This window comes from Nonomuraea gerenzanensis (assembly GCF_020215645.1).
In the GTDB taxonomy this organism is placed as follows: Bacteria; Actinomycetota; Actinomycetes; order Streptosporangiales; family Streptosporangiaceae; genus Nonomuraea; species Nonomuraea gerenzanensis.
The window spans coordinates 2,079,347-2,097,464 of record NZ_CP084058.1; the positions used below are offsets into that span (position 1 = coordinate 2,079,347).

Below are 18,118 nucleotides of genomic sequence, written 5' to 3' on the forward strand. Positions count from 1 at the left end.
CCGATGCGGCGGCTCACCCCCTACCTGCTCGCCCTGCCGAGCTGGATGTGGCTGGCGATCTTCCTGGTCGTGCCCATGGTCGCGATGGCGTCGGTGTCGCTGCAGACCGGCAACGCCATCGACGGCTTCGCCATGACGTTCAGCTTCTCCAACTACTCCGACGCGCTCGGCCGCTACAGCACCCAGCTCGTCCGGTCGCTGATCTACGGTGGGCTCGCCACCGTGGCCATGCTGGTGATCGGGTACCCGGTGGCGTACTTCATCGCCTTCAAGGGCGGGGCGCGCAAGTCGATGTACCTGTTCCTGCTCCTGCTGCCGTTCTTCGTCTCGTTCGTGCTGCGCACGATCTCGTGGAACTTCCTGCTGTCGGACAACGGCATCCTGTTCGGCACGCTGAAGGGCTGGGGGCTGCTGCCCGACGACTTCCACGTGCTGGCCACGCCGTTCGCGGTGATCGCGGGGCTGACGTACAACTTCCTGCCGTTCATGATCCTGCCGATCTACGTGGCGCTGGAGCGGGTGGACCCGCGGGTGGTGGAGGCGGCGCAGGACCTGTACGCGACGCGGGCGGCGGCCTTCCGCCGGGTGGTGCTGCCGCTGTCGCTGCCGGGGGTGTTCGCCGGGGTGCTGATGACGTTCGTGCCGGCCACGGCCGACCCGATCAACGCCGCCGTACTGGGCGGCAGGTCCACCACGATGATCGGCAACATCATCCAGACCGAGTACCTGACGAACCTCGACTACCCGACCGCCTCGGCGCTGTCCTTCACGCTGATGGCGGTGCTGCTGGTCGGGATCTTCATCTACGCCCGCGCCCTGGGGACGGAGAACGTGCTGGAGGCGGCGGCCCGATGAGAGGGATCCGAGCCGGCGACCGGCTGCTGCACATCTACACGTGGCTGATCATCGTCTGGCTGTCGTCGCCGATCGCCGTGATGATCCTGTTCGGGTTCAACGACAAGAAGAGCAAGTCGAACACCACCTGGCAGGGCTTCACCCTGCGCTGGTACAGCGAGCTGTTCGACATCTCCGACCTGACCACCGCGCTGTGGAACTCGCTGGTGATCGCCCTGCTCAGCACGATCATCACGGTCGTCATCGGCACCATGCTGGGGCTGGCGCTCGGCAGGCACCGCTTCCGCGGCCAGGGCGCGACGAACTTCCTGGTCTTCGCCGCCATCTCCACGCCCGAGCTCGTCATGGGGGCCTCGCTGCTGTCGCTGTTCGTCTCCGGCAACGTGCCGCGCGACGGCAACACGATCATCATCGCGCACGTGCTGTTCTCGCTGTCGTTCGTGGTGGTCACGGTGCGGGCGCGGGTCGTCACGCTGGACCCCTCCCTGGAGGAGGCCGCCAGGGACCTGGGCGCGACGGCGTGGGGCACGTTCCGGCAGGTGACGCTGCCGGCGATCATGCCGGGCGTGCTGGCGGGCGGGATGCTCGCCTTCGCGCTGTCCATCGACGACTACGTGGTGACCAGCTTCGTCAACGGCTCGACCGTGACCTTCCCGCTGTGGATCGTCGGCGCGGTCAAGACCGGCATCCCGCCGCAGGTCAACGTCATGGGTACGCTGATCTTCTGCATCGGGGTGCTGATCGCGATCGGCAACGCGGTCGCGGCCCGCCGCCGTAGCTGAGAGCATTCTTCCGGATTCCCCTCCGCAGGCCGCGGAGGGGTTTCGGCTTGGCCAAGAACAGGGAGGCGAGATCGGATTCCGGCGGGGGGAACCCGCGCGTGATCACCTATTTGGTCCCGCAATTTTCATAGAACTCAAGCTTTCGTAAGGGAAGTGGGATTTGTGGATCCGCTGAAGGCGCTGGCTGACGCGGAGCGCAAGCCGTACTGGCTGGACAGCCCGGCCAGACCCGAGCCGCGACCGCGGCTCTTCGGACACACCACCGCCGACCTGGTCGTCGTCGGCGGCGGCTTCTCGGGGCTGTGGACGGCCCTGATGGCCAAGGAACGTGACCCCTCGCTGGACGTCGTCCTGCTGGAGGGCCGCAGGATCGGCTGGGCGGCCACCGGCCGCAACGGCGGCTTCTGCATGGCGACCCTCACCCACGGCCTGGCCAACGGGCTGGAGCGGTGGCCGGAGGAGATCGACCGGCTCGAACGCATGGGGGTCGACAACCTCGACGAGATCGAGCGCACGCTGGAGCGCTACGGCGTCGACTGCTCCTTCGAGCGCACCGGCGAGCTGCACGTGGCCACCGAGGAGTGGCAGCTCGACGGGCTCAACGAGCACCTCGACCTGATCTCCGACCTCGGCCTCGACTACCTGCCGCTCGACAGGGAGCAGGTGCGGGCCGAGGTGAACTCGCCGACCTACCTGGGCGGGCTCTGGGAGCGCAGCGGCTGCGCCATGCTCGACCCGGCGCGGCTGGCGTGGGGGCTGCGGGCGGCCTGCCTGCGGCTCGGCGTACGCGTCCACGAGCGCAGTCCCGTTCGTTCGCTGAGCGACGACGGCACGACGATCACCCTGCGCACGCCGCACGGCTCGGTGGGCGCGCGCCACGTGGCGTTGGGCACCGGGGTGTTCCCGCCGCTGCTGCGGCGGCTCAGGCACCTCGTCGTCCCGGTGTACGACTACGTGCTGATGACCGAGCCCCTCACCGGGGCCCAGCTCGACGCGGTGGGCTGGCGCAACAGGCAGGGCGTCGGCGATTCGGGCAACCAGTTCCACTACTACCGGCTGACCGACGACAACCGGATCCTGTGGGGCGGCTACGACGCCGTCTACTACAACGGGGGCCTGGTCAAGCCGGAGTACGACCAGCGCGACGAGACGTTCGTCAAGCTCGCGCGGCACTTCTACGACACCTTCCCGCAGCTCGACGGGGTGCGCTTCACCCACAGGTGGGGCGGCGTGATCGACACGTGCAGCCGGTTCAGCGCGTTCTACGGGCAGGCGCACGGCGGGCGGCTGGTCTACGCCGCCGGCTACACCGGCATGGGCGTCGGCGCCACCCGGTTCGGCGCCAACGTCATGCTGGACCTGCTGTCGGGCAAGCCCACCGACCGCACCGAGCTGCGGATGGTGAAGGAGAAGCCGGTCCCGTTCCCGCCCGAGCCGGTGCGTTCGGGGGTGATCCAGTTCACCCGCTGGTCGATCGCGCAGGCCGACCAGCACCAGGGCAGGCGCAACCTGTGGCTGCGCGCGCTCGACCGGATGGGCCTCGGGTTCGACTCGTAGCGCACACTTGTGCGTATGAGAGTGGAATTCGTGGTTGACGGTCTCACGCTGGCCGGCGACCTGCGGGTGCCGGACGGCGTGGGGCCGTGGCCGGGGCTGGTGTTCACGGGGCCGTTCACCGGGGTGCGCGACCAGGTCACCGGCCTGTACGCGGCCCGGCTGGCCGAGCGCGGCTACGCCACGCTGGCCTTCGACCACCGCAACTGGGGCGAGTCCGAGGGCCTCCCGCGCCACCACGAGGACCCGCAGGGCAAGCTGCACGACCTGCGGGCGGCGGTGTCGTTCCTGCGGTCGCGGCCCGAGGTGGACCGGGAGCGGATCGGGGCGGTCGGCATCTGCCTCGGCGGCGGGTACGCGCTGAAGTTCGCCGCCTTCGACCCCCGGGTGAAGGCGTTCGCGGGGATCGCCGGGGCCTACAACAACCCGTACGCGATGCGCGGCGCGGACCTGGCGCCCTACCTGGACGTCCTGGAGCGGCAGGACCTCGGCGGGCCCGTCGAGTACCTGCCCGCGGTCGCCGGGCAGGGCGAGGCCGCGATGCCCGGCGACGAGCCGTACGCCTACTACGGCGGCGAGCGCGGCGCCTCACCGCACTGGTCGAACGAGGTGACCAGGGCGAGCGTGCTCGAACTGCTCACCCTGGACAACATGACGGGCAGCGACTTCCTGTCGCCGAAGCCGGGGCTGATCGTGCACGGGCTGGTGGACCGGTTCTGCGCGCCCGAGGGGGCGGAGGAGGTGTTCAAGCGGCTCGACCAGCCCAAGCGGATCGTCTGGGTGGACGCCAAGCAGCACATCGACCTGTACGACCGCGAGCCGTACGTCACCCAGGCCGTGGACGCGACCGCCGATTTCCTGACCGGGCACCTCTGAGCCCGGCAAGGTCGTGCTGAAGGTCTCGCCAGGAAACCGCCTGGCGTGCTGGGCAGGGTGATGGCGGGGCCGCAGGGCCGGGCATCATGCGTACGACCCCCGACGACTTCACGGGGGTTCGCGCGTGCGTGGGAAGTGGATGGCCTGGCCGGTGCTGGCGGTCGCGGCCGGTTGCGGGGCGGGCAGCGCGCCGGTCGTGCCCGCCGCCGTGGAGCCGCCGGTCAAGGTCGCGCGGTGCGTGCTGAAACTCCGTGACGACCGGGCGGCCGGGGCGGCCAGGGCCCGGCTCGAACGCGATCTCGCCGCGTACGTGCGCGGCCGGCCGGGCCGCGTCGTCTACGGCGCCCAGGACCTGGAGACCGGGATCCGGCTGGGCCTGGGGGAGCACCAGCACGACATGATCACCGCCAGCGGCGCCAAGGTGGACATCCTGGCCGCGCTGCTGGCCGGCCGCGACTCCCGCCTCGGCGAGGGTGAGCGCGACCTGGCCTCCCGCATGATCAGGGAGAGCGACAACAGCGCCGCCGACGCGCTGTGGTCGCGGGTCGGCGGCGGCGGGGCCATGAGCGACTTCTACGCCAGGATCGGGCTCAAGGAGACCACGCCGGGGCCCAGCAAGTTCTGGGGCGGCACCAACACCAGCCCCGCCGACCGGATCCGCCTGCTGAAGGTGCTGATCAAGGGCGGAAAGGGGCGGCTGACCGCCGCCGACAGGGGGATGGTGCTCGGGCTGATGGAGCGGGTGCAGCGGGACCAGGCGTGGGGCGTCAGCGCCGCCGCCAGGCCCGGTGACCGGGTGGCGCTCAAGAACGGATGGACCCCCCGGCCGTTCATCCACCACACCTGGGCCGTGACCAGCTACGGCCGCGTGGTGGGGCCGGGGCGCGACCTGCTGCTGTCGGTGCAGACGGACCGGCAGCCGGGCGAGGGCACGGGGATCCAGACCATCGAGGGCGTCGCCCGGATGATCGGACAGCGCCTGGACGGCCTGACCCCGACCACCACCCGCTCCTGCCCGCGCAACCCCTTCGCCTGAGCTAGCGTGCGCCGGCCAGGACGTCCTCCGGGATGACCTTCGGCACGCCGCGCAGCCCCACCAGCGCGAGCACCGCCACCGCGACCAGCAGGCCCGCCGTGACGAGCGAGGTCAGGTGCACGCCGTCGAGGAAGGCCGCCTGCGCCGCCCGCACGAGCGCGTCGGCCTGCCCGGCGGGCAGGGTGGCGGCCACGCCGAGCGCGCCGGCGAGCGACTCGCCGGCGGCCTCGCCCGGCACCCCCGCCGGAAGCTCCAGGTTGGCCCGGTAGGCGCTGGTCAGCACCGTGCCCAGGATCGCGATACCGAGCGCCGCCCCCAGCTCGAACGCGGTCTCCGACACCGCGGCGGCGGCCCCCGCACGCTGCCGTGGCGCCGTGGCGAGCACGTTGTCGTTGTTGACGGTGAACGCGAACCCGACGCCCATGCCGCCCACCACCATGACGGGCAGCAGCGCCAGGTAGTTCAGCTCGGTGCTGAGCGTGGCGTAGTAGAGGAACGAGCCCGCGTTCATGGCCAGGCCCAGCGCGACCACGCCGTTCCTGCCGAGGTAGGGGATGAGCTTGGCGGCCAGCACCCCGCCCACCGCGCCGCTCAGCCCGCCGGGGAGCTGGGCCAGGCCCGCCTGCAGCGGCGACCAGCCGAGCACGAGCTGCAGGTACCAGGCGAACATCAGCATCATGGCCGACATGGCGAAGATCGCCAGCAGGTTCGTCAGGATCGAGGCGCTGAACGCCCGGCGCGCGAACAGCCGCACGTCGATGAGCGGCTCGGGCAGCCTGGTCTGCCGCCAGCCGAACAGCGCCAGCAGCGCCACCCCTGCCAGGCCCGCCAGCAGCACGTCGGCGCGCCCGACACCCTGGTGCGCCGCCTCCTTGACCGCGTAGACGACGGCCACGATCCCGGCGAACGACAGCGCCACGCTGGCCAGGTCGAGCCGTCCCGCGTCCGGGTTGCGCGACTCCGGCAGCACCAGGAGGCCCGCGACCAGCACCAGCGCCATGATCGGCACGTTGATCAGGAAGACCGAGCCCCACCAGAAGTGGTCGAGCAGCAGCCCGCCGACCACGGGGCCGATGGCGAAGCCCGCCGCGCTCATCCCGCTCCAGACGCCGATGGCCGCGGTACGCTCGCCCGGGTCGGTGAACACGTTGCGGATGATCGACAGGGTCGAGGGCATGATCGTGGCGCCGGCCACGCCGAGCAGCGCCCTGGCCGCGATCAGCAGCTCCGGGGTGGGCGCGTACGCGGTGATCGCGGAGGCGGCGCCGAAGGCCACGGTCCCGATCAGGAGCAGGCGCTTGCGGCCGATGCGGTCGCCCACGTTGCCCATGGTGACGAGCAGGCCCGCCAGCGCGAAGCCGTACATGTCGCCGATCCACAGCAGTTGCGTGGAGCTCGCGCCGAGGTCGGCCACCAGCCGGGGCAGGGCCAGGTGCAGGACCGTGAGGTCGAGGGAGAGCAGCAGCGTGGCCAGGCAGGCGACGGCCAGGCAGGACCATTTGTTCTTCATGCCGCACACTGTGATCGGCGCGGCTGACGGCGGGCCTACCGTCCGCTGACCGGGCCGCTGATCTGCGCCAGCGCGGCGTCGATGCGGGCGCGGGTGTCCTCGGTGCTGTACCAGTCGTCCGGGCACACCTCGCGGGCCTGCACCAGCAGTGCGCGGGCGGGGCCGAAGGCGCCGCGCTCCAGCTCCACCAGGCCCTGCCCGAGCAACGCCCAGCCCAGGATCTCCATCGAGCCGTTGCGCCGCGACAGCTCGGTGGCCTGCGTGAAGTCGTCCAGGGCGCCCTCCAGGTCGCCGAGCCTGATCCGCGCGTCGCCGCGGCGGCACAGACCCTCGGCCGTCTCCGTGGCCGCGCCCAGCTCGCGCGCCAGCGCGAGCGCCTCGTCGGCCAGCGCGTGCGCGCTGCGGAAGTCGCCCTCCCGCTGCCGCAGGGAGCCGAGCCCGGACAGCACCAGCACCATGCCCCACCGCTCGCCGATGGCCCGGAACCCCGCCAGGCTGGCCTCGAAGTGCTCCAGCGCCTCGTCGATCCGGCCGAGCAGCTCCAGCACGAACGCGTGGCCGCAGCTCGCCAGGGCCCGCTTCCACGGCGTCAGGCCGCTGACCGCGTCCAGGTAGAACTGCTGCATCGAGCCGAAGTCCGCCGGGGGGCCGGTGAACATCGACAGCAGCATCATCATGAACTCCACCCGCACCGGCACGTAGTCGACGGGCAGCAACCGCCGCACCTCCTCCAGCCGCGCGCGCAGCAGGTCGTCCGTGCCGCCGGCCCAGGCCACGACGAGCACGCACATCGCGTACTCCTCCTCCAGGCCGGGCACCCGGGTCTCGCCCAGCGCGGCCAGCAGCTCGGCGGCCAGGTTCGCGCTGGCCGTGCGGTGCCCGCGCATCCACCAGTAGCAGGCGCTGTGCGCCAGCAGCCGCATGCCCAGCTCGAACTGCCCGGACGAGGTCGCCCACCGGATGGCCGCGTCGAGGTCGCCGCTCTCCTCGTCGAGCCTGGCCAGCCACTCCATCTGCGCGGCGGTGCGCAGCATCGGGTCGGCCGTCACGATCAGGTCGAGGTAGTAGCGGGCGTGCGCGTCGAGGATCCGGTCGCCCTCACCCGACTGCTCCAGCTGCTCCGCGCAGAACGCCCGGATCGTCTCCAGCATCCGGAAGCGCCCGTCGGCGAACTCCACCAGCGACTTCTCCGCCAGCGAGAACAGCACCTCCTCCGGCAGCCCGCACACCCGCTCGGCCGCCTCCGGGGTGGCTCCCGCCACGAACGTGCTCAGCCGCCTGGCCATCTCCCGCTCGCTCTCGTCCAGCAGCTCCCAGCTCCACGCCACGACCGCGCGCAGCGTCTGGTGGCGGGGCAGCGCCGTACGGCTGCCGCGCGTCAGCAGCCTGAACCGGTCGTCGAGCCGCGCCGCCACGTCGGCGATCGACAGCGTACGCAGCCGCGCCGCCGCCAGCTCGATGGCCAGCGGCAGCCCGTCGAGCGCCCGGCAGATGCGGATGACCTGGGCGGCGTTGCCCGGGTCCACCACGAAGCCCGGCCGCACGGCGGCGGCGCGGTCGGCGAACAGCCGCACCGCCGGGTAGCCGAGCGGATCGCCGGTCTCGGCGGGCGGCAGCGGCAGCGGCCCCACCGGCAGGATCGACTCGCCGGTGATGCCCAGCGCCTCGCGGCCCGTCACCAGCACGCGCAGGCCGGGGCAGGCGGCCAGCAGGTGGTCGGCCAGCTCGGCGGTGGCCGCCACGAGGTGCTCGCAGTTGTCCAGGACCAGCAGCAGCTCGCGGTCGCCCAGCGCGGCGGCGAGCCTGGCCGCGGGGTCCAGCATGGGCCGCTCGTGGATGTTCAGCAGGGCGTCGCGGACGCCGAGCGCGGCCAGCACGGCCTGCGGCACGCCGTCGGCGCCGGAGACGGGGGCCAGCGGCACGAAGCACACGTCGCCCGGCTGCTGCTCGGCCGCCTCGGTCGCCAGCCGCGTCTTGCCCGCGCCGCCCGGGCCGATCAGCGTGACCAGCCTGCTGTCGCGGAGCCTCGCGCCGACCTGCGCCAGCTCCTCGGCCCGGCCCACGAAGCTGGTGAGCTGGGCCCGCAACCCCTGCCTCACCGGCCGCCCGGCAACGCCCGCCGCCGCCTCGCCGCCGGGAGCCTGGGGGTGCGTGCCGCCAGGGGCCGCCGGGCCGAGGGCGGGGTCGGCCCTGAGCACGGCGAGGTGCGCGGCGGCCAGCTCGGCGCCCGGCTCGACGCCCAGCTCCTCGTCCAGCAGCTTCCTCGTCTCCTCGTAGACGGTCAGCGCCTCCGCCTGCCGGCCGCTGCCGTACAGGGCCCGCATGAGCTGGGCCCGCAGCCGCTCGCGCAGCGGGTGCGCGGCGGTGAGCTGGCTCAGCTCGGCCACCAGCTCGCGGTGCCTGCCGAGGTCGAGGTCCGCCTGCACCCGATCCTCCGTGGCGGCCAGCCGCAGCTCCTCCAGGGCGGCCGCGGCCGCGCCGGCGTGCGGCGCGTCGGCGAGCGGCGCGCCCCGCCACAGCTCCAGCGCCTGCCGCAGCAGCGCCGCCGCCCGCCGCGGGTCGCCGCCGGCCAGCGCCTGCCTGCCCTCGCCCGCCAGCAGCTCGAACGCGCGCGCGTCCACGTCACGCGGGTCGGCGACCAGCCGGTAGCCCGCCGGGTGGAACTCCACCAGCTCCCTGCCCAGCGCCCGGCGCAGCCGGGACACCTGCGACTGCAGCGCGTTGGCCACGCCCTCCGGGGGACGGGGGCCGTACATGCCGTCCACGAGCTGCTCCGCGCCGACGATGCGGCCGGCGTGCAGGGCGAGCAGGGTCAGCAGGGCACGCACCCGGGGGCCGCCGAGTGCGACCGGGTCGCCGTCCTCGCCCAGCACGTTGGTGGGCCCGAGGATCTGGAAGCGCATGCCCCGATTATCGCGGCAACCCGGCGACGATCTCGGCATAGGACGGGATCCCCGGGCCCTGCTCGCCGCGCGCCGCCAGCGCCGTGCCCAGCGCCGCGCCGAGCGCGGCCCGGTAGAGCAGCGAGCCGGTGCTGACCCTGGCCACCCCGGCCTCGCCCAGCCGGGCCAGGCTGGGGCCGCCCTGCTGGTAGAGCACGTTGAGCGGCAGCGGGGTGCACGCCGCCACCTTCTCGATCTCGCCCAGGTCGCTCAGCCCGGGGACGAAGACGCCGTCGGCGTGCCCGTAGGCCGCCACCCGCTCGTAGGTGCCCGTGCCGTCGCCCAGCCAGTACGTGTCCGTACGCGCGTTGACGAACACCCCGTGGCCCGTGGCCGCCTCGATGATCCGCTGGTGCAGCTCGACGGGGCGCAACGTGCCGTCAGGGCGGCCGTCCTCCAGGTTCACGCCCGCCACGCCGAGCGCGGCCAGGCTCGCCACCAGCTCGCCCACCTCGGCGGGATCGTCGCTGAACCCGCCCTCGATGTCCACCGTCACATGGACGCCCAGGCCGCTGATCGCCTCGGCCAGCTCGATGGTCTCCGCCCTGGTGGCGCCGGCGGCGTCCGGCTTGCCGTGCACGGCGGCCACGCCGAGGCTGGTCGTGCCGATCGCGGGGAAGCCGTGCGCGGCCAGGTACGCGGCCGAGCCGTAGTCCCAGGCGTTGGGCAGCAGGAGCGGGTCGCCGGGGCGGTGCAGGTCGTGGAAGTTCACGTGAGCAGTCCTTCCAGGACGCCCGCGGCCAGTGCGAGGGCGTGCTCGGGAGCGGGGCAGGGGCGCACGCCGTGGCCGAAGGTCAGGTGCGGGACGTGGCCGAGGGCGGGGTCGTGGGCGTCGGGGTCGCGGTTGACGGCCACCAGGTCGATCGTCACCTCGCCGCCGGTGCGGGTGTCCAGCCGGCGGGTCGCCTTGAGCGGCGGGTCCTGCCTGAGCGTCTCGCACAGCAGCGCGTCGATGTCGTGACCGGTGAAGGCGCGCGGGGGTGGGGTCTCGTCCTGACCGGTGAAGGCGTGCGGGGGCGCGATCTCGTCCTGACCGGTGGCGGCGCGCGGGGGCGCGGTCTCGTGCTGACGGGCGGTGGCGCGGGTGAAGGCGGTCTCGATGAGCCCCTCCGTGGCGGCGTGCGCCTGCAGCAGCAGCGTGATCACCGGGAGGCCGGCCAGCTTCAGCAGCTCGGCCGCGGCGGCGTCGGCCTGCGGGCTCTCCTCGCCCGACAGGTAGCCGGCCGCGGCGGCGGGCACCGCGGTGGTGTCCTCGACCCCGAGCGCGGCGCCGAGCACGGCCACCGGCACGCCGCGCCAGTCACCACCCCGTCGTCTGGTCAGCGCCTCGGCCGCCGTGCGCAGCCCGGCGGGGTCCAGCCCGCTCAGCAGGGCGACCAGCTCCCCCCGCCGCCGCGCGTGCGTCTCGCCGGTGCTGAACCGGGAGACGCGGGCACGCAGCCAGGCGAGCGTTCCCTCCGCGCCGTCCTGGCGTACGGGTGGCGGCACGTACCGGGTGTCGGACAGGACAGCCTCGGCTTCGGCATGGCGTGTGATGAGCATGAGGTCACGCTAGGGCGAGGTCCTTTCGGCGGCGGTCGAAGTATGGCCTGTCAGGCGGCCAGTCGTTCCTGGCCCTGGTGCTCGGGGGCGGCCTCCACGGGTGCGGGCTCGCTGCGCGCGACGCTCCGGCGGGGGACGGTGGCCAGCGCCATGGCGATGAGCAGCGCCATCTCGGCCAGCACGACCCCGCGCTCCAGCGTCCCGTAGTAGGCGCCGCCGTTGATCAGCGACGAGGTGAAGGAGGCGGGGTGGGCGGCCAGGTAGACGGCGAGCGTCGCCGCGGCGGCCACGCTGAGCGCGCGCACCGCGTTCCACCCGGGCGTGGCCCTGCGCCCCCTGGCCAGGATCCAGCCGGCGACCGGCAGCGAAGTGAACACGACCGCCGCCGACCACCGGTGGATCTCGCCGGACACCGTGCCGATCTGCGAGGTGCCGGGGTCGGTCGGGAAGATCGCGCTCATCATCAGCCCCGCCGCCCCGGCCACCAGCAGCACCCGGGTGGGCGCGGTGCGCGCCGGGTCGAGGGTGGCCAGCCCGTACGCCAGGCACAGGCAGGCCCCCGCCAGCGCCAGCATCCCGATCAGGACGGGCACCAGCCCGCCGGAGACCAGTGCGTAGTCACTGAGCAGCACCTGGGTGGGCAGCGCCACGTCCGCGTACGCGAGCGCACCGGCCGACACCAGCGTGCCGATCATGGTGCCCCAGACGCTCTGCCTGGGTGTCATCGCATCACCTCGTCATAGATCCGCTCGAACCGGGCGAGCGACGCCTGGTCGTCATGGGTGAGCGCCAGCTCCCTGCTGGCCTTGCCGAACCGGGCGCGCAGGCCGTCGTCGGCGAGAATCTCCGTCAGGTGCCGGGCCAGCGCGACCACCTCGCCCGGCTGATAGAGGTAGCCGTTGCCGTCCACCAGGTGCGGCAGCGCCATCGCGTCGGCGGCCACCACGGGCAGCCCCGAGGCCATGGCCTCCAGCGTGGCGATGCTCTGCAGCTCGGCGACGCCCGGCATGGCGAACACGTCGGCGGCGGCGAAGGCCTGCGGCATGTTCTCGTCGGCCACGAAGCCGAGGAAGAACACCCGCTCGCTCACGCCGATGCGCCGGGCCAGCCGGGTCAGCTCCTCCCGCTGGTTGCCCTTGCCGACGAAGGCGATCTGCGCGTCGGTCTCGTTGAGCACCAGCGGCAGCGCGCGGACCATCTCGTCGAGGCGCTTCTCCTCGTCCAGGCGGCCGACGAACAGGATCGTGGGCCGGTCGGGCAGGTCGAACATCTTGCGCGCCCACGCCTTGGGCTCGGCGTGCGGGTGGAACCTGGTCAGGTCGATGCCGCAGGAGACCGGCTCGACGCCGCGCCCGAAGCCCTGGTCGGCCAGCAGCTTGGCGGCCAGCGGGGTGGGCGTGGTGATGTGGTCGGCCCGGCTGAAGATCCGGCTGAAGTCACGCCAGGCCAGCTTGCCGGCCTTCGCCCGCAGCCCCGCGGGGATGTGCGCGAACTGGAAGAGGTTGTCGGGCATGAAGTGGTTGGTGGCCACGATCGGCACGCCGGCCCGGCGGGCGGCGGCCATGGCGGCCCGGCCGACCACGAAGTGGCCCTGGGTGTGCAGCACGTCGGGCTTGATGATGGACACCAGCCGGTCGAGCCGGGTCGGCACGGTGAACCGCATGGTCGGGTGGACCAGCAGCGGCGCCGAGCGCAGCCGGTGCACGATCACGCCGTCGCACACGTCGGCGCTGGCGGGGCCCTGGTCGGACTGGCAGACGACGTGCACCTCGTTGCCGCGCGCCGCCAGGCCGGTGGCCAGGCGATGGGTGAAGTACGCGGCGCCGTTCACGTCGGGTGGGTAGGTGTCGGAGGAGATCAGGATCCGGCGCGGACGCTCGGGGGCGGGGGACAGCGCGGTCAGGTCGGGGACGCTGTGCAGGGGCATGGCCATGTCGATGTACTCCGGTTTCAGAGGTGGCTTGGGGAGAGCCGTGAGGTGGGGGATCTCATGCGTGATCGGTGCGGGCCTCCAGCGGGCTGGTCCGTGCCAGGGCGACGGTGCCCGCGGCGGTCAGCAGGGCCGCCAGGACCGGCAGGATCCCGGTCGGCAGCGGCTCGCCCAGCAGCAGCGCGCCGAACGCCACCGCGGTCAGCGGGTCGGCGATCTGCAGCGAGGCGAAGGAGACGCCGAAGTGCCCGACGGCGTAGGCCCGCTGGAGCATCACCAGCGCCAGCAGCGCGGGGACCGGCAGCGCCAGCAGGTACCACCAGTTCCAGCCGCCGTCCACCAGCACCCGCATGAGGGTGGCGGTGGCGCCGTACAGCACGCCCGAGCTGGTCGCCAGCAGCGCCGCCCGGCCCGTGGGCGAGGCCGCCTTCGAGCCCGCCCACAGCAGCACGGCCGCCACCCCGGCCACGCCCAGCAGCGTCAGCACGCCGTTCGGGCCGAGCCGGGTGGGGCCGTCGGACTCGGGGACGAGCAGCACCAGGCCGATCAGCCCCGCCGCCACCACCCCCGCCGCCGCCAGCTCCTTGCGCGACGGCTTACGGCCGTGCAGCGTGGCGGCGATGGGCAGCGCGAACAGCAGGCTGGCCACCCCCATCGGCTGCACGATCGTGAGCGGTCCGAGCCCGAGTGCGACGATGTGCAGGCCACCACCCGCCAGGATGGACACGCCGCCGATCAGCCAGCGTGGCCTCCGGAGCAGGGCGAGCAGCCCCGGTTTGGCGGAGCCGACCGCCTCGAACTGCTGCAGTGCGGCCCCGAGCGCGAAGAACAGCGAACCGACCAGGGCGATCACCGCGGCCAGCACAGTCATGCGCACTCCTTTCACACGGATGGTTGCCAGGCAGGGTCAAACGGACGTGTCCGCCGGAAGACGTTCTGAGGAAGCCTGGATGGCGCGACGCTTCCGCACCCAGCGCACGATCTCCACCACGGCGGTGATGGACAGCGCGATCCCCAGGCCGAGCAGCAGGCCCTTGATCGGGTCGTTCTCGAACGCCATCCCGCCGAAGAAGCCGATCAGCCCGGAGTAGACCGCCCACGAGCTGGTCGCGATCGCGTCGAAGAAGGTGAACGAGCGCAGCGGGTGCCGCACCGCGCCCATCGTCAGCGTCGTCGCGGTGCGCCCGCCGGGGATGTACCTGGCCACGACCAGGACAAGCCCGCCCCGCTCCGCCAGCGCCCCGCGCGCCCAGACGAACGCCTTCTTGTCACGTAGCCTGCCGGCCGACTTGTGGCCGATCAGGTAGGAGATGTGGTCGCCGGCGAACGCGCCGAGCGCGGCCACCACGATGACCAGAGCCAGGTTCGGCTCGCCGGTGGCGGCGAACACCCCCGCCGTGATGACGGAGGTCTCGGCCGGCACGACGGGGAAGAAGCCGTCGAGCAGCGCCAGGGCGAACAGCGCGGCATACAGCCACGGCGACGACATCACCTGTTCGACGAGGTCGAGGACGGCGTGCGACATCAGTGTGAACTCCGATCATTAGGGCACCCCCACAGCCTGCTGGCGTGGGTCGTTCGGGAACATCGGGGATGCCCCCGGTCGAACGCGGCCCTTTCCCCTATACGGGTCAGGGCCGGTACCCCTTGAAGGTAGAAACCCCGCAGGTCACGGCACATCGGACGATCGGCACGCACTACCCCCTACTTTCGTCGGGGGGCCTGCGCGCGACCTCCGGATGACCACTACGATCCAATCGGTTTCCGCAGGTGAAATCAGGAGTGGAGATAGGCGCATTCGTGGTGGGGCTAGCCCTACCTCGAAGGTGGACGGCGCCCTACCCTTACTTTCGTCAGGGGTGCCACCCGACGTCGGACGGCACCGGCCCGGCCGCGCCGCCGATAACGTCGGTGCGGTGAAGCGTCTTCGCCGGGAGAGCCGCCGCCAGGTGGTCTATGACGTGCTGCTCTTCCTCGCACTCGGCATCTGCATCGCCGCCATGGGGCCCGACCCGTTCACGGATCCCGCCGGCTTCGGCGTGGTGACCGTGCCCCGCTGGGTGCTCGCCGCGGTGGCCGTGCTCGTCGGCCGGCCCTACCCGCTGGCGGCCCTGGTGCTGCTGCTGCCGCTGGGGCCGTGGCGGTTCAGCGAGGGGTTCGCGACGGTGGACCTGAGCTGGCTGCTGCCCCGGCGGAACGTGAAGATCCTGCCGCTGCTGCCGACGTCGCCGTTCATCGCCTGGTACGCGTACCTGACCGGGCGGCGGATGGCCAGGGGATGGCCCGCGCTGGTGGCGTTCTGCCTGATCGCGGTGGTGGGTGTGGTGGTGGTGCTGAGCAAGGGCGGCGATCTGGCCCTGTGGGTGTCCATGCTCACCGCGGTCGTCGGCACCTACGTCGTGCCGCACCTGTTCGGGGTGCTGCGGCGCAGGCTGCTGCAGCAGCGGAGGCAGGCCAGGACGTCGGCCGAGGCGCAGGCCAGGATGCGCGAGCGGGCCAGGATCGCCCGTGAGATGCACGACTCGCTCGGCCACGACCTGGCGCTCATCGCCGTCCGGGCGGGCGGGCTGGAGCTGTCTCCCGGGCTGGCCCCCGCCCAGGTCAAGGCGGCGGGGGAGCTGCGCCTGGCGGCGGCCGACGCGACCGAGCGGCTGCGCCAGATCATCGGGCTGCTGCGCGAGGACGCCGACGCGGCGCCGCTGTCCCCCGTGCAGGAGGAGGTGTCGGAGCTGGTGCGCCGGGCAGCCGACTCCGGCATGTCGATCTCCCTCGACCTGGCTCCCGGGCCGGTGCCGGGGCTGGCCCGCGCCGTGGTGCAGGAGGCGCTCACCAACGCCGCCAAGCACGCGCCGGGGGCCGCCGTGACGGTCGCGGTCGCGCCGCACGAGGTCCGCGTGCGCAACGGGCCGCCCCGTTCCCGGCCCACCGCCCGGACCGGCGGGCTGGGGCTGGCGGGCCTGCGCGAGCGCGTCCGGCTGGCCGGGGGCACGCTCACCGCCGGGCCCGCGGGCGACGGCTTCGAGCTGGTGGTGTCGCTTCCCGGCGACGGGCCGCTCCCCCGCGCGGGGGAGGAGGATCCCCGCTAGGCGGGAGGGCGCCGCCCGCCCCGGCACGCGACGCTCGGAGCATGACGCAACCCCCACCCCGCTCCAGCACCACTCCCGCACCCGCCACCCCGCACTCGCCACGCGAGGCGGCGAGCCTCCCGGACGCCGGCCGCTCGCCACGCGAGGGCGCCGGCCTGCGGGATGCCGGCTACTCGCCACGCGAGGGCGCCGGCCTGCGGGATGCCGATCTGCGGGATGCCGGTCTGCGGGATGCCGATCTGCGGGATGCCGGCGGCCGGCCGCGCGAGGTCACGGGTGGCGCGGTCGCCGGGCCGGGCATCGGACGCCGTACCGCCGCGATCGTGGCGGTGGCGGCGATGCTGCCCTACCTCACGCTCAAGATCCTCTGGCTGACCGGCAGCTCCCTGGGTGTCAGCGATCCAGGCCTGATGACCGACCCGGCGATGATCGGCCTGAACGCGATGACCTTCGGCATGGACGCCGTCGCCCTCCTCCTGGCCCTGGCCTTCACCGCCCGCTGGGGCATGCGCCTGCCCGCCCCGCTGGTGCTGCTCCCGTTGTGGGTCGGCACGGGCCTGCTGTCGGTGATCGTCGTAGCCGCCCCGCTCGTGGTCGCCTCGGCAGGCACGGCCGCCTTCAGCGTCGGCCCCATCGCGCCCTGGGTCTACATGACGGTCTACAGCGGCTTTCTGACGCAGGGCATCGGCCTCATGGCCGCCTTCGCCCTGTACGCCCGCGACCGCTGGCCCGCCCCCTTCACCACGGCCACGGACCTCGCCTTCCCCAGCCCCACCCGCCCCCTGCAGGCGATCCTGGCCTGGAGCGCGCTGCCGGTCGCCGTGGTGGTGGGCGGTGTACGGCTGGTGTGGGCCTTCCAGGGCCCGCCCACGGCGGCGGTGCAGAACGGGCTCAAGGGCCTGCTGGCCGTCGCCGGCGCCGCCGCGCTCGTGGCGCTCGTCCGGCGGCGGGGACACGGCCCGTTCCGGCGCCCGCTGGTGCTGGCCTGGCTGGGCTCGGGCTCTTTGTTCGGCTGGGGCCTCTACGCGATGCTCGTCCGGTCCGTGGGCGGGCCGCTCGCCGCGGGGACGGGCGGCGCGGGGGACCTGGTGGAGCTGTTCGGCCTGCTGACCGGCCTGGTCATGGGGATGTGCGGGGCGTTCCTGCTGATGGAGCGGTCAGGCGTGCGAGACGTGCAGCCGCTGCAGGAGCCGCTTGAAGGCGATGACGGAGAACGTGATCGCCGTCCCGCTGATCACGGCCACCGCTGACGTACGCATGATCATGAAAGCGCCCAGCGAGCCGCCGATCGACTCGTAGACCGCCAGGAAGATGCTCAGCGTGGAGTTCATCAGCAGCACGAACGCCCACAGCAGCGTGATCCTGGCGAAGAACCGGCGCACCCGCTCGTGCTTGAGCACCGACGACGGCAGATGGATGTAGTCGAGCGTGAGCTTCTGCACGAGCGGCTTGTTCAGCCGCACGGAGGCGAGGAAGGCCATGCTGATGCAGATCGTGCCCATCTCCGGCTGGATGAAGAACCACATCCAGGTGCCCGTCCAGAACGCCACGATGGCCCGGATGGTGATCGCGAACGCGGCCAGGTACATGGTGGCGGGCACCTTGACCCGCTTTACCAGCCGCCAGGCGACGCCGAGGTAGACCCAGGCGACGGTGAGGGCCAGCGCCCACTTGAAGCCGAGGACCACCATGGCGAGGTAGAAGACGGCGAGGGGGGCGACCACGCCTTCGAGCAGCCGGGGTGCCGCCTGTCGGGCGAGCGCGGTGAGGCGTGGAAGAGTTACCTGTGGATGGTTCAAGGCTGCTCCGCAGATAGGCCGACGATCAGCGTCTACCCGGGCTTCGGGGGACCAGGCATTCCGGATGGCTCGCTCGATGTCACCGATGCGTCCATCACCGCCGTCCCGGGAAGCACGCCGGTGGCTTACCGTACCCGAGGGCGGGGGATGGGACTGCCTCTTTTGACGCGTTCCATCTGTCTCCACGAAAACAGCGCAACCTTGAA

16 protein-coding genes are annotated in these 18,118 nt (G+C 72.7%); 7 read left to right on the forward strand and 9 right to left on the reverse strand.

Features of this window, described 5'->3' with window-relative positions; translation table 11 throughout:
* Positions 1–3: 3 nt before the first annotated feature.
* The 5 genes from LCN96_RS10140 to LCN96_RS10160 all read left to right on the forward strand — a co-directional run bounded on the left by LCN96_RS10140 (position 4) and on the right by LCN96_RS10160 (position 5,103).
* Entirely contained in the window at positions 4–855 is an 852-nt protein-coding gene (locus LCN96_RS10140; RefSeq protein WP_225272335.1) for an ABC transporter permease, read from the forward strand.
* A complete protein-coding gene (locus LCN96_RS10145; protein WP_225272336.1) occupies positions 852–1,637 on the forward strand; it encodes an ABC transporter permease in 786 nt (261 codons plus the stop codon). The genes LCN96_RS10140 and LCN96_RS10145 overlap by 4 nt, the downstream gene beginning before the upstream one ends.
* A 162-nt stretch (positions 1,638–1,799) precedes the next feature.
* Positions 1,800–3,194, forward strand: coding sequence for an NAD(P)/FAD-dependent oxidoreductase (locus tag LCN96_RS10150; RefSeq protein ID WP_225275950.1), 1,395 nt, complete (start codon positions 1,800–1,802; stop codon positions 3,192–3,194).
* A 30-nt stretch (positions 3,195–3,224) separates the two neighbouring features.
* Positions 3,225–4,067 carry an alpha/beta hydrolase gene (locus LCN96_RS10155; RefSeq protein ID WP_263657463.1) on the forward strand — a complete coding sequence of 281 codons (843 nt, stop codon included), beginning with the start codon at positions 3,225–3,227 and terminating at the stop codon, positions 4,065–4,067.
* Positions 4,068–4,191: 124 nt separating this feature from the next.
* Positions 4,192–5,103, forward strand: coding sequence for a serine hydrolase (locus tag LCN96_RS10160; protein ID WP_225272338.1), 912 nt, complete (start codon positions 4,192–4,194; stop codon positions 5,101–5,103).
* A gap of 1 nt (position 5,104) precedes the next feature.
* On the opposite strand, the gene LCN96_RS10165 is transcribed toward LCN96_RS10160, so the two are convergent.
* The 8 genes from LCN96_RS10165 to LCN96_RS10200 are packed head-to-tail and all read right to left on the reverse strand — an operon-like array spanning position 5,105 to position 14,552.
* Complete coding sequence (locus tag LCN96_RS10165) at positions 5,105–6,613, reverse strand: MFS transporter (RefSeq protein WP_225272339.1); 1,509 nt, start codon at positions 6,611–6,613, stop codon at positions 5,105–5,107.
* Between the two features lie 35 nt (positions 6,614–6,648).
* Complete coding sequence (locus tag LCN96_RS10170; protein ID WP_225272340.1) at positions 6,649–9,516, reverse strand: BTAD domain-containing putative transcriptional regulator; 2,868 nt, start codon at positions 9,514–9,516, stop codon at positions 6,649–6,651.
* Positions 9,517–9,523: 7 nt separating this feature from the next.
* Positions 9,524–10,267: an isocitrate lyase/PEP mutase family protein gene (locus tag LCN96_RS10175; protein WP_225272341.1), complete on the reverse strand. Its 744-nt coding sequence runs from the start codon at positions 10,265–10,267 to the stop codon at positions 9,524–9,526.
* Positions 10,264–11,097 carry a cytochrome P450 family protein gene (locus LCN96_RS10180; protein ID WP_225272342.1) on the reverse strand — a complete coding sequence of 278 codons (834 nt, stop codon included), beginning with the start codon at positions 11,095–11,097 and terminating at the stop codon, positions 10,264–10,266. The genes LCN96_RS10175 and LCN96_RS10180 overlap by 4 nt, the downstream gene beginning before the upstream one ends.
* Before the next feature lie 50 nt (positions 11,098–11,147).
* Complete coding sequence (locus LCN96_RS10185) at positions 11,148–11,822, reverse strand: DUF998 domain-containing protein (protein WP_225272343.1); 675 nt, start codon at positions 11,820–11,822, stop codon at positions 11,148–11,150.
* The gene (locus tag LCN96_RS10190) at positions 11,819–13,030 is read right to left on the reverse strand and encodes a glycosyltransferase (RefSeq protein ID WP_397351867.1); all 1,212 of its coding nucleotides are present in this window, start codon (positions 13,028–13,030) and stop codon (positions 11,819–11,821) included. Before LCN96_RS10190 ends, LCN96_RS10185 begins: the two co-directional genes overlap by 4 nt.
* Before the next feature lie 55 nt (positions 13,031–13,085).
* The gene (locus LCN96_RS10195) at positions 13,086–13,898 is read right to left on the reverse strand and encodes a DMT family transporter (RefSeq protein WP_225272345.1); all 813 of its coding nucleotides are present in this window, start codon (positions 13,896–13,898) and stop codon (positions 13,086–13,088) included.
* Positions 13,899–13,934: 36 nt separating this feature from the next.
* On the reverse strand, positions 13,935–14,552 hold the full coding sequence (locus tag LCN96_RS10200; RefSeq protein WP_225272346.1) for a DedA family protein: 618 nt from the start codon (positions 14,550–14,552) through the stop codon (positions 13,935–13,937).
* Positions 14,553–14,943: 391 nt separating this feature from the next.
* Here LCN96_RS10200 and LCN96_RS10205 point away from each other — a divergent pair, with 391 nt between their 5' ends.
* Together LCN96_RS10205 and LCN96_RS10210 are read left to right on the forward strand one after the other, a co-directional pair.
* Complete coding sequence (locus tag LCN96_RS10205) at positions 14,944–16,113, forward strand: sensor histidine kinase (protein ID WP_225272347.1); 1,170 nt, start codon at positions 14,944–14,946, stop codon at positions 16,111–16,113.
* Positions 16,114–16,154: 41 nt separating this feature from the next.
* Positions 16,155–17,363, forward strand: a complete 1,209-nt coding sequence (locus tag LCN96_RS10210) for a hypothetical protein (RefSeq protein ID WP_225272348.1) — start codon at positions 16,155–16,157, stop codon at positions 17,361–17,363.
* On the opposite strand, the gene LCN96_RS10215 is transcribed toward LCN96_RS10210, so the two are convergent.
* Positions 17,271–17,912, reverse strand: coding sequence for a VC0807 family protein (locus tag LCN96_RS10215; RefSeq protein WP_225272349.1), 642 nt, complete (start codon positions 17,910–17,912; stop codon positions 17,271–17,273). The genes LCN96_RS10210 and LCN96_RS10215 overlap by 93 nt on opposite strands.
* Positions 17,913–18,118: the final 206 nt, after the last annotated feature.

Coding starts and splice junctions, on each gene's coding strand:
- LCN96_RS10140 (WP_225272335.1), top strand. CDS start 4: ATGCGGCGGCTCACCCCCTACCTGCTCGCCCTGCCGAGCTGGATGTGG.
- LCN96_RS10145 (WP_225272336.1), top strand. CDS start 852: ATGAGAGGGATCCGAGCCGGCGACCGGCTGCTGCACATCTACACGTGG.
- LCN96_RS10165 (WP_225272339.1), bottom strand. CDS start 6,613: ATGAAGAACAAATGGTCCTGCCTGGCCGTCGCCTGCCTGGCCACGCTG.
- LCN96_RS10170 (WP_225272340.1), bottom strand. CDS start 9,516: ATGCGCTTCCAGATCCTCGGGCCCACCAACGTGCTGGGCGAGGACGGC.
- LCN96_RS10180 (WP_225272342.1), bottom strand. CDS start 11,097: ATGCTCATCACACGCCATGCCGAAGCCGAGGCTGTCCTGTCCGACACC.
- LCN96_RS10185 (WP_225272343.1), bottom strand. CDS start 11,822: ATGACACCCAGGCAGAGCGTCTGGGGCACCATGATCGGCACGCTGGTG.
- LCN96_RS10190 (WP_397351867.1), bottom strand. CDS start 13,030: ATGGCCATGCCCCTGCACAGCGTCCCCGACCTGACCGCGCTGTCCCCC.
- LCN96_RS10195 (WP_225272345.1), bottom strand. CDS start 13,898: ATGACTGTGCTGGCCGCGGTGATCGCCCTGGTCGGTTCGCTGTTCTTC.
- LCN96_RS10200 (WP_225272346.1), bottom strand. CDS start 14,552: ATGTCGCACGCCGTCCTCGACCTCGTCGAACAGGTGATGTCGTCGCCG.
- LCN96_RS10210 (WP_225272348.1), top strand. CDS start 16,155: ATGACGCAACCCCCACCCCGCTCCAGCACCACTCCCGCACCCGCCACC.